The sequence below is a fragment of the Chlamydia crocodili genome, from assembly GCF_018343815.1.
Lineage (GTDB): Bacteria > Chlamydiota > Chlamydiia > Chlamydiales > Chlamydiaceae > Chlamydia > Chlamydia crocodili.
Genome location: NZ_CP060791.1, coordinates 211932 through 223258 on the forward strand (window position 1 = coordinate 211932; position 11327 = coordinate 223258).

The following is an 11327-nucleotide window of genomic DNA, read 5'->3' on the forward strand; positions in this document are numbered from 1 at the left end:
CCCACAACTCTAGGGAACTGACTATGTCCTCCTGGCTAGCACAATCTACAGAGATTCTCTTAAATCAACAGCCTTATATTCCAGATAGTCCTAAGCAATCTGAAGGAATATCTAATATAAGATATTCAATCACTTTAGCTACAGAATCTTCAGGAAAATCTCTACAGAAATTCTTTACAGATAAACTTAGTAAAACTTCATTTATAAAAAGTGAAGGACAGGTTATTACACATAAACAACTAACTCCTGCAAGTTCTAGAGAAAAAATCTTACACTTCGGAAGTTCTTTAGCGTCACAATTGCCAAAGAAAGAACAGACATCATCGTCTTCACCATGGAATCTTTTTTCACAAAAAAATTCCAAAGAATCGATGAAAACTCTTCTTAAAGATTTAATAATGCCTAAAGCTCAGGAAAAGACATCTGAAAAGAGCCTTTCCTCTGATAAATCTCTATTCACACCTACATCTAAACAATTTGAGAAACAACAAAAAACGCAAGATAGTTTAGAAAGAACTGAGATCTTTCGTGAATCTACAGAAGATTTGGAACATAAAATGCTATCTGAGGAGAAATTCCTTTCTTCTCGGGATGCTGATTTTCGCAGCAAAGAAGAAGATCGACTAACTCTAAAATCGCCACAAGGAAAATATAATAAAGGATTATCACAAGATGAGCATCCAGGAAAACAGCAGCATCAAGAATGTCTCTTTAAAAAATTCAAAAAAAATCAAAAAACGCGAGCAGCTTCTGTTGTTCCTATTATTAGTCCTCCTTCTGTTGGTGTATTTACTTTAAGCTATCTTTTGACAAAACAAGGGATACTTTCAGATTTTTCTGCTTATGCATCCTACAAAGATTGTGTAGAAACGACCCAAAGGGAGTTAGAAGCAACACATGAAGAACGCATAAAACAAATCCAAAAATCTATAGAAAAAGAAGAACAAGCAAAACGTTGGGGTTCATTGGCTACTATTGTAGAGTGGATTACTCCATGGATCTCCATAGGATTAGCTTCCGTTGCTATCGTCATGGGCGGAGGCGTTTTCTCTTGGGTAAGTTTACTTGCAGGTCTTATCGCCTTAACACTAACTTTATTAGATGCTTTAAATGGCTGGGAAGCTATTGAAAAACTTCTTCCGGGGAAAAATAAGCAGTTAAAACAAAAGATATTGAAAATAGTACAAATTGTTCTTTATGTCATAGCTGCCTTACTTTCTATTGCCACTTTAAGCATGGAAAATCTTGGTCTTTCCCCACTTGCAGAAGGAGCTATGCGAGGTATAGGCCCCGCTCTAGAAGGAGCCTTAGGTCTTTTACGCGGAGCTATGCTTTGGGTGCGATCCAGTCTGTTTAAAATTAAATCCCACTATGTATCTCTTGAAACAAAAATAGAATTATTAAGTTTGGAAAGGGATGATTACCTCGCTCGCACTCAAGAACTCATAGAAAGTATTCATGATTCTTTCGAAAATCTCGCACGCGTGTTACAGTTGTGCAGAGAAATGGATAGAACATTTCTGGAAGCTCTAAGATAAATTCTTTTTTAAGGAATGTTATGACAGCATCTTGTTCAACAACAACGAGTATAACTTCAGAAAGTGCCGAGCTTGATTTGTTAATGGTAGAATCAGGATCAGAGACATCTTCAACAACCGATGCTGAGGTTAGCGTTCCTGATTGTTGCCAAATGGCTATCTTACGTTCCATGTCGGATACTTGCTTAAGTTTACTGAACCAATCAGGATCGGTATTTTCACAACTTCCTTCCCAGAATAAACCTGCACCTTCGGAAACTTTAATGGCAAAGAATGGTATGTTGATGAAATCTTCATCTTTACCAAATCTGTCATCACAAAAATCTCTAGATACATTTTCCTCTTCTGATAAAAATCCTGCTTTGCGACAAGCTAGCCAATCTTCGTCTTTTGCTTCTGTAAAAGAACAAAAAGCGCAAGCAAGTATGGGATTTTCCTCTTGCTTAGCTCCTAAAGACGAAAATTCCATAACAAAAACAACAACACTGGTCTTAAATCTACCAGAATCTAAAAATGATGGTTTAGAGGGGAAATCATCCATCACCCTATGTACAACACAAGTTGAAGTTCAAACTTACGACAAGCAAACCATAAAAGAACACAGTCTGAAAGATACTGTTAGAACTTCTGAAGAAGCTGCAAAATCTGCACCATCTTCACCAAAACCTTCTACATCTTCTCTCAGTCCTATGGCGCTATTCAGCCATGTACAAAAAGAAACTACAGAAACACGTCTCGATACAAAATCTCAAGAAAGAGAAGAAGGAAAAGGAGAACAAGGACAACAAGAACGTCAGGATCAAGAACAGCAACATCATAAACACAAAAGAGATTTCGCTATTGAAGAACTTTCCAATCAAATGTCTGCTCACTATACGCAGTCGCGTAGCTTACCTGATGAAATTATTGAATTTGCTCTTACAGAAGCACAGCTTAGCTCTCTGATGCATATGCGTGTATCAAATTTGGATGTCCTTAGAATCTGTGCAGAAATTATGAAGCTCATGTTGAATAGCAGAGAACAAGATAATCTTTCTCGTTTAGAAGCTAGAAAGCACCTTTTAGAAAAAGCGAAAGAGCTTATTGAAAGTTATGAAAGTCAAGCCAAGATTTCACAATGGTTAGGAATTGCTACCGCAACTTTAGGAATCATAGGAGCTGCAACACCAATTATTGGTGAAATTTCCGGAAAACGCATTCTAGGATTTATCCAAAAACATACAGGATTGTGGAAAGGAGCAACAGCACGAACATTCTTTAAAGGTGCTGGTAAAATTTGTACTTCATTATCGCAACTTACAGAAGCCTCATCAAAAATTTATGAGTTGAAAGAAACTGCGTCACGAACATTTGCAGAAAATTATAAAGAGATATTCCGTATGGAACATGACGAAATCACCCGCTCTATCGAAGAGGTGAAAGATCATTGGAAAAATATGGATAATTTCTTACTCCAAGTACTACAAACAGAACACGACGCTGTTCGTAGTCTTTATCAATAGAGAGTACTTACTTTCGTATATTTTTATATGCTTTTGTCTTACCCCAAGGAAAAGTAACATCACAACTTCTCTCTGTGAAAAATATTGTATCCCCATCAGGTAAAGAATCTAAAGGGAAGGAAATACTGATGACCATATTCCCTGACTTTAACTTTGCTAAAGCCGTTAAAACACCTTTCAATACCTTCAAAGAATACGACGAGCCGTAAAAGTAAACACAGGAAGCTTGTGATAACTCTGTTTCATGAAAATATTCTTTAAAAAATATTGTCGGCCGCAGAGATAACAACCTATGCATGCGAGAAGCGAAGTTAATAAAACTAGATTGGTTATCTATACCCACAACCTGACATCTCAGAATATGGGAAAACCAAAAACACACCTTTCCTAAACCACAACCTAAATCATAGACAATATCTTGAGAAGTAACTCCGAATTCCCTACTCACTTTATTTAATGCTGACCAAGGAGTTTCTCCATAAACATTCCCCTCCTTTAGCAACGAAGATTGCGGCGAACGACGCAATCTCCTGTAAGGGTTCCTCAATAAAGAATAAAAAAACTTCGCTAGATCATATACGATTAGTTTTGGGTATTTAATGTAGAGGGAGAAAGATAAATAAATGTATTCCCTAATAGAGAACACTATTCTGTGAATTCCTACTCGCAATATGTGTAAAAATGAAGACTTTTTAATTACGAAGCTCTTTAGGCGGTTGGAATACGACATCTTCTATAGCAAATATATCTTCTTCAACTTGTAAACCGGGTATTAACTCTTTCAATCTAGAAATACAAGACTGAACAATATGCTCAGGAGTTGATGCTCCTGCTGTTATTGCAATATCACCGGAATAATTCAAAATCTCATCAGAAATATGATCCGGACTATTCACTAGTCTGGCAGGAATGTTTCTTTTTTCAGCAACTTCTCGTAAACGATTGGAGTTGGAGCTTTGTACATCTCCAATAACATAAACAAAATTTACCCTAGGCAACACCGAACGTAAAGCTTCTTGGCGGTTTTGCGTAGCATAACATACAGAAGAACTAGGTAAGGTAATAATATTCGGATAACGCACCTTTAATGCTTGGGTAATTTCAGCAACATCATCTAAACTCAACGTTGTTTGAGTCACAAAAAATAAAGGGACCTCGACTCCGAAAGGAAGGTTAGCAACATCTTCCACCTTTTCCACTACCGTAACACTTTCGGGAGCTTCTCCACGAATCCCAATAACCTCTACGTGTTTTTTCTTTCCTATCAAAATAATTTGATAACCCTTACTTGCATAAAGCTTAACTGCAGAATGAATCTTAGTTACCAGAATACAAGTTGCATCAATATCAAAAAGATTCCGAGTTTTTGCTTCTTCACGAACTTCCGGAGGAATACCGTGAGCAGAATAGATAACCTTTTCTCCACAAGGAACATCAGTAAGATCTTCAATAAAGATGGCCCCTCTCCTTTTGAGATCATCTACTACATGACGGTTATGAACAATCTCATGTTTCACATAAATCGGGGCTCCCCATTTTTCTAAAGCAGCTTCTACTACTTGGATAGCACGAACCACCCCAGCGCAAAATCCTCTAGGATTACTTAATATAACCCTGCGCACATCTCACCTCCAAACTTGAATATGATGCTTAATAAAAAAACCTTTAGAAAAAGATTTTTTACTTTTTCTAAAGGTTATTAATATAACAGAAGATTTCTATATTGTTATATTTATTTGACCCAGTTCTTATATTTTATCTTTCTTCCGAATGAGAGGCGTTTTTATCTGCTTCTTTATCAATAAGATCAAGAACTAAACCTTTTACGTTATTTATGTAATCAGGATATCTTCCTGTCTGTACGTCCATATCTGTAAAATCTAAGACTACATGAGGAGAGACTCCTAGATTCTCTATGTAAGAACCGTCTGGTCTTACTGCAAGAGATCCAGTTAAAGAACAACTTTTAATTCCTGTTCTATTAGGGAACTCTACGTTAAAGACAAAACCTCCAGCTCCTGCTGTAGTTGTTCCTACAATAAGTGCTCGACCACTGTCCTTCATAATCGCTGGGAATAAATCTCCACAGGAGAAATCTTCCTGATTGATCAAGACACATATAGGATGTGTATAACGATGCTCAGGATGTGGGTGTACTTTAGCAAATCCTAACAAAGGCATAGGTGTAGAGAGATTAATGTCTCCATTTGCCCAGCATTTTAAAACAGTACTAGAAAATGTCTGTAGATATCCTACGGCATTCATATCGATAGGATAACCTTCCATATCATCACCGAGAGCATTTCTTGCTTGCTCATCAGTTTCAACACCATCGAGAAGGTTCAACCATTTTACTGCAGATTGAACTTCACTTTGGGTTAAAATCATTCTATGTCTAGGTGTTTCTAAAGGTGTGTCTGTTAATCTAGAGATCAACGCATAAAGATAGAATACACTACCACCCGGATTGTTTGTCTGATCGATAATCAAAGCTTCTGTTTTCTCTTGTAAAACACTTATGATCTCACCGAAGTCATTCCATGGGGATTCCATATTCATAATACTACGGTCTTCCATGTCTGTCCAAGAATATGTAGAAATTCTAAGGAATCCAATATTGTGAGATTGTCCACGATTATCTGTACATGTGAATACATAGGCATGGTAAGGACCATTTTTAGCTCTCCATGTCACATGTCCGAAATCAGGAAGGAAACCTTTTTTACTCCCGATATTGTAATCACTGTTTAAACCACGTTTATATTGCTCACGTAGTTCGCTCCAGAAATAAGGAACCATTTCGTTTGTGAATAAGCAATTTTCAGAAGCATTAGATACCAAAGGTAAAGCACGGCCAGATCTCATCTCAATTACTGGATCTTTTACCAAAGGAGCTATTAAGGATAGATCCTGAATATGCTCAGGGGTATGGCGCCATTTAACTTTTACCGTACGTGTTAAACCGCTAGGACGACGAATCTTTAACGTAGCTATCCCTATAGGAATTTGATGGCCTAAGGCAGCAGAACGAGAAAAGAGTATTCGTGCAGCTGCAGCATAATCAGAAGGAGCACCTCTACCAGTACGTACACTTTCGATCATCTCCATAATCGGCATGCCGTCCATCTCTAAAATTTCATCTCCTACAGAAACATCTGAGCTATATGTATGCACGTCGACAACAAAGCATCTATGAGAATTACTTAACTTGATTGTATAAGGTAAGTGAGAGTTTTCCGTACCAAAGAAAGTAATCCCAGCATGGAAGTCATTTAAATCAGAGATGTATTGCGCAAGAACTCCTTGACAATACTTGGTTGAAGGATTTTCCTCGATATACAATTTTAAACGCGCTTGATCCGTTGAATCCTTTAAATTCCAACGGAAAAGCTTATGCTTCCACTCTTTAGGAGCATATTTAACATCAAGTAAGTGTTCCAAAAAATCCAAGTCTGAACATGCATTTTTTTGAACTAGAGTCTTAGCAGAACCTGAAATTTGAAAACCTAATACTAGGGAGAAAATCAAGGCTGTAATTTGTTTCACTTTCATATTTACCTCTCTTCCAAATAGAGAATGTTTACAAGGAGGCGGTATGATAGGGGTATAAAGATTTTATTAAAACAAAGTTTTTAAAAAAAATTTTTAACTCTAAGACAACCAACTCAAAACCACATAGCAATGCGCTCGAGCATAAAATATGAAATAAGACCGCCAAAATAGCTAGCTAGTGCAATCCAAGAGATCTTTTTAAAATACCATAGAAAATCAACTTTCTCGATACCCATGAAGGCAACTCCAGCAGCCGATCCTATAATTAAAATACTTCCCCCAGTGCCTGCCGCATAAGCAATCAACTTCCATAAAGTATCGTCCATTGGGACTTGATACATACCCATAGTCGCAGCAACAAGGGGAACATTATCCAATACGCTTGAAATAAGACCAATAAAAATAGCCACAACATTCCTAGAAAATATCCTATCCATGCTCATTGAAAGTTCAGAGAGAACATTAGAAAAAGTCAAAGCATTAACAGCCAATAAGATACCTATAAAGAAGGTAATAGAGGAAATATCGATCTTCGTTAAAATATGAGGAATACGTAAGTGATAGCGATCTTCCCCGTGGGGAGAATGAATCCAGTCACTAGCCAACCAAACAAGCCCGAGTCCTAATAAAGCTCCAATAAATGGTGGAACACCTAAACAGGCTTTCCAAATGGGAACCATCAATAAAGATCCCAAACCAATACAAATGATTAAACCACTTTTTTTAGGAGATCCCTCCATCTCAACATCCTTAGTGATCATTCCTGTAGTTCTCTTCTTAAGCATAAATTGTGCGCAAATTCCAGCTATAAGAACACAAACTAAACTAGGAACAAATAAAGCACGAATAATTCCCCAAGAAGTCACTTTATTATTAATCCACAACATTGTTGTCGTTACATCTCCTAAAGGAGTCCAAGCACCTCCAGCATTTACACTAATGACGCAAATCGCTCCTAGAAGCAGGCGATCTTCTCGCGATTTAACTAAACGCTTCAAAATAGAGATAATGATGATGATAGATGTTAAATTATCCAAGGCAGCGGATAGGAAAAAAGAAAGCCCTATCAGCACCCAAAGAAGTAGGGTTCTGGATTGTATATAACAACATCGTACTATAATCGAAAACCCTTTGTGTGCGTCTATGAGTTCAACAATGGCCATCGCTGCGAATAAGAAAAATATTACCTGAGCCATATCAGCAATTTCTTCAGCTAGAATCATGTGATCCGCATGTTGCATATGAGAAAAACAAACTAGCCACATCAAACCTCCCATAGCTAAGGCTACAGCAGATTTATTCACTCGCACAATATGCTCGAAAACAATCGCGATATATCCAAATAAAAACAGAGCACACAATTGGAATTTCAACATAATGACCTCAAAAATAATTCTACGAACTAGTGTACTCCTATTTACAGGTTAGGTAAAGTAGGAAAAATCCTTCTAGATTAAGAAAAGCGTTTCTTTTTTATATACTAAAATCAAAAATTTGTTATTTAGCACCGTTTTATATAGCAACTCTATATTCTTGAAGCTTAGATTTGACGAAACAAAACGTCTATAAACATAACGAACTATTTGACAAAGATACTAAAGAACAGAACAATAATAAAGTTCTCTAGTTCTGAATCCACGTTAGGAGCCTAGTGAAAGTCGCCTTATCGTTTAAACACCTTGTTCCCAAGCTTTATACTTGTATTAAGGAAGGTTATACCTTTAATACATTTAAAAAAGATTTCTTAGCTGGACTTACTGTAGGCGTTCTAGCATTTCCTTTTGCTATTGCTATTGCAATCGGTGTGGGCGTATCCCCTATTCAAGGTTTGCTAGCCTCAATCATTGGAGGCTTTATAGCCTCTGCTTTAGGTGGTAGTCGTGTTCTTATATCGGGACCAACAAGTGCTTTCATCTCTATACTTTATTGTATTTCAGCAAAATATGGTGTTGAGGGGTTATTCACAATCACCCTAATGGGAGGAGTATTCCTAGTGGCCTTTGGACTTACTGGGCTTGGCACTTTCATTAAATATATGCCATATCCGGTGGTTACAGGATTAACAACAGGTTTAGCTGTTATCATTTTTTCCTCTCAAATTAGAGACTTTTTAGGTCTACAAATGGGAGATAGTGTTCCTACAGATTTTATTGCTAAATGGATAGCTTACTGGGATTATCTGTGGACCTGGGATAGTAAAGCTTTTGCCGTAGGGTTATTTACCCTTCTAATCATGATTTATTTCCGAAATTATAAGCCCAGATATCCAGGAGTAATGATTGCTATTATCGTAGCTTCGACACTAGTTTGGTTGCTAAAAATCGATATTCCTACGATTGGAAGTCGTTATGGAGCTCTCCCGCAATCGATACCTTTACCTTCATTCCCTCATCTTAGCCTAACAAAAATTCTACAACTTATGCCGGATGCTTTAACTATTGCTGTTCTTTCCGGTATCGAAACTCTACTTTCAGCTGTAGTTGCTGATGGTATGACAGGATGGAGACATCAATCCAATTGCCAACTTGTTGCCCAAGGTATCGCAAATATTGGTACATCATTCTTTGCCGGAATGCCCGTAACAGGTTCCTTATCAAGAACCGCAGCAAGTATTAAATCTGGAGCTACAACTCCTGTAGCAGGATTAATTCACTCAGCCTTTATCTGCGTTATTCTTTTAGCTTTAGCACCATTAACAGTAAAAATCCCTCTCACCTGTTTAGCTGCTGTTCTTATTCTTATTGCTTGGAATATGAGTGAAATCCATCACTTTATTCATTTGTTCACTGCTCCTAAGAAAGATGTTGTTGTTCTCTTAACCGTCTTTATTCTTACGGTTATGACAACCATCACCTCTGCAGTGCAAGTGGGTATGATGTTAGCCGCATTTCTATTTATGAAACAGATGAGTGATCTTTCTGACGTGATATCTACAGCAAGATATTTTGATGAGAATAAGCAGGCGAAAGATGACGATCTATTTTCAAAATCCGAAGTTCCTGCACATACCGAAATCTATGAGATCAACGGTCCTTTCTTCTTTGGAATCGCTGATAGATTGAAAAATCTTCTCAATGAAATAGAAAAACCTCCAAAGATTTTCATATTATGTATGAGTCGTGTACCTACAATTGATGCATCCGCTATGCATGCTCTAGAAGAGTTTTTCCTAGAATGTGACCGTCAAGGAACACTTTTACTTTTGGCAGGTGTGAAAAAAACACCGCTAAGCGATCTTAAACGCTATCATTTAGATGAGCTTATCGGTGTTGATCATATCTTTTCGAATACGAAGAGCGCTCTCTTATTTGCCCAAGCTTTGATCAATTTAGAGAGCAAATCCTCTCATTAGTGTTTTCCCACCATAGATTCGGGAACAACAAGACGATCGAATTCTTCCGCAGATAGGTATCCCATCTGTATACATGCTTCCTTTAGGCTTATATTGTCATGGAAAGCTTTTAAAGCTACTTTAGAACATTTATCATATCCTAAAACTGGAGTTAAAGCTGTAACAAGCATTAGAGAATTATCTAAATATTCCTTGAGGCGATATTTGTTCACACGCAAACCTGAAACAAAATAATCTGCAAAAGCTTGCATAGCTCCCGAAAGAATATCCACAGATTGTAAGAAATTATAAATTATCAATGGTTTCATAACATTGAGTTCAAAATTTCCTCGGCTTCCACCAATGATTACTGCCTGATTATTTCCTATAACCTGAGCACAAACCATTTGCAAAGCTTCGCATTGTGTAGGATTGATTTTACCAGGCATTATTGAAGATCCTGGTTCATTCTCAGGAAATAGTAATTCTCCTAAACCACATCGAGGACCCGATCCTAAAAAACTCAGATCCGTAGCTATCTTTGTTAAAGCACAAGCTAAAGTAGCCAAAACACCATGAGCATTCACTAGCGTATCGTGATTAGATAATGCTGAGAAATAATTTGATGCAACAATGAAAGGCTCTACTGTTTCCTGACGCAAATAGTGGATAACTTTATCTATAAATCCATCAGGAACATTTAATCCTGTACCTACTGCTGTTCCTCCTATAGCCAACTCATACATATGTGTGAGAGAGAACGCAACTCTCTCTAAAGATTGACGTATCTGATTACTATAGCCAGAAAACTCCTGTCCCAATGTCATAGGAACAGCATCCATTAAATGTGTTCTCCCTATCTTCACACAATCGCGAAATTCAGCAACCTTAGCATCTAATGCCCTTTGTAGATGATCCATGGCAGGAATCAACTTTTTCTTAAGACTAATCACTGCAGCAATATGCATAGCTGTAGGGAAAACATCATTAGAAGATTGGGATTTATTTACATGGTCATTAGGATGTATGGGTGTTTTACTACCTACAACACCTCCATGACGTTGAATAGCTAAATTAGCAATAACCTCGTTTACATTCATATTGGATTGAGTACCGCTGCCCGTTTGCCATACCTTTAAAGGGAAGTGCTCGTCAAACTTGCCTTCAAGAATCTCATCAGCAGCAGAAACAATCATGTCACAATATTTTGAATCTAAAAATCCTAGATCACGGTTTGCTTTAGCAGCACACTTTTTAATCCAAACCAAAGCACGGATAACTTCTTGAGGCATAACCTCGGGAGCCCAGGAAAAATATTTTTGAGAACGCGCAGTTTGCGCGCCATACAACTTATCTTCAGGGACTTCCACAGTTCCTAAACTATCATTTTCTTGCCGCATATAT

At 37.4% G+C, this 11327-nt stretch carries 8 protein-coding genes; 3 read left to right on the top strand and 5 right to left on the bottom strand.

The features are described 5' to 3' along the window. The first annotated feature begins 23 nt into the window (after nucleotides 1–23). Both H9Q19_RS00965 and H9Q19_RS00970 read left to right on the top strand, forming a co-directional pair. Nucleotides 24–1538: a hypothetical protein gene (locus tag H9Q19_RS00965; RefSeq protein WP_213241357.1), complete on the top strand. Its 1515-nt coding sequence runs from the start codon at nucleotides 24–26 to the stop codon at nucleotides 1536–1538. A gap of 20 nt (nucleotides 1539–1558) precedes the next feature. After that, complete coding sequence (locus H9Q19_RS00970; RefSeq protein WP_213241359.1) at nucleotides 1559–3040, top strand: hypothetical protein; 1482 nt, start codon at nucleotides 1559–1561, stop codon at nucleotides 3038–3040. Nucleotides 3041–3047: 7 nt separating this feature from the next. Here the strand turns inward: H9Q19_RS00970 and H9Q19_RS00975 are convergent, their stop codons facing one another. The 4 genes from H9Q19_RS00975 to H9Q19_RS00990 form a co-directional block, all read right to left on the bottom strand. After that, complete coding sequence (locus H9Q19_RS00975) at nucleotides 3048–3770, bottom strand: class I SAM-dependent methyltransferase (RefSeq protein ID WP_213241361.1); 723 nt, start codon at nucleotides 3768–3770, stop codon at nucleotides 3048–3050. Beyond that, nucleotides 3733–4662, bottom strand: coding sequence for a 4-hydroxy-3-methylbut-2-enyl diphosphate reductase (gene ispH / locus H9Q19_RS00980; protein ID WP_213241363.1), 930 nt, complete (start codon nucleotides 4660–4662; stop codon nucleotides 3733–3735). The genes H9Q19_RS00975 and ispH overlap by 38 nt, the downstream gene beginning before the upstream one ends. Before the next feature lie 133 nt (nucleotides 4663–4795). Next, nucleotides 4796–6592 (bottom strand): protease-like activity factor CPAF, encoded by a 1797-nt coding sequence (locus tag H9Q19_RS00985; protein ID WP_213241365.1) that lies wholly within the window; start codon nucleotides 6590–6592, stop codon nucleotides 4796–4798. A 113-nt stretch (nucleotides 6593–6705) separates the two neighbouring features. Beyond that, entirely contained in the window at nucleotides 6706–7968 is a 1263-nt protein-coding gene (locus tag H9Q19_RS00990; RefSeq protein ID WP_213241368.1) for an NhaD family Na+:H+ antiporter, read from the bottom strand. A gap of 275 nt (nucleotides 7969–8243) precedes the next feature. Here H9Q19_RS00990 and H9Q19_RS00995 point away from each other — a divergent pair, with 275 nt between their 5' ends. After that, complete coding sequence (locus H9Q19_RS00995) at nucleotides 8244–9944, top strand: solute carrier family 26 protein (RefSeq protein WP_213241370.1); 1701 nt, start codon at nucleotides 8244–8246, stop codon at nucleotides 9942–9944. Here the strand turns inward: H9Q19_RS00995 and fumC are convergent. Then, a complete protein-coding gene (gene fumC / locus H9Q19_RS01000) occupies nucleotides 9941–11323 on the bottom strand; it encodes a class II fumarate hydratase (protein WP_213241372.1) in 1383 nt (460 codons plus the stop codon). The two genes, H9Q19_RS00995 and fumC, sit on opposite strands and share 4 nt — an antisense overlap. Nucleotides 11324–11327: the final 4 nt, after the last annotated feature.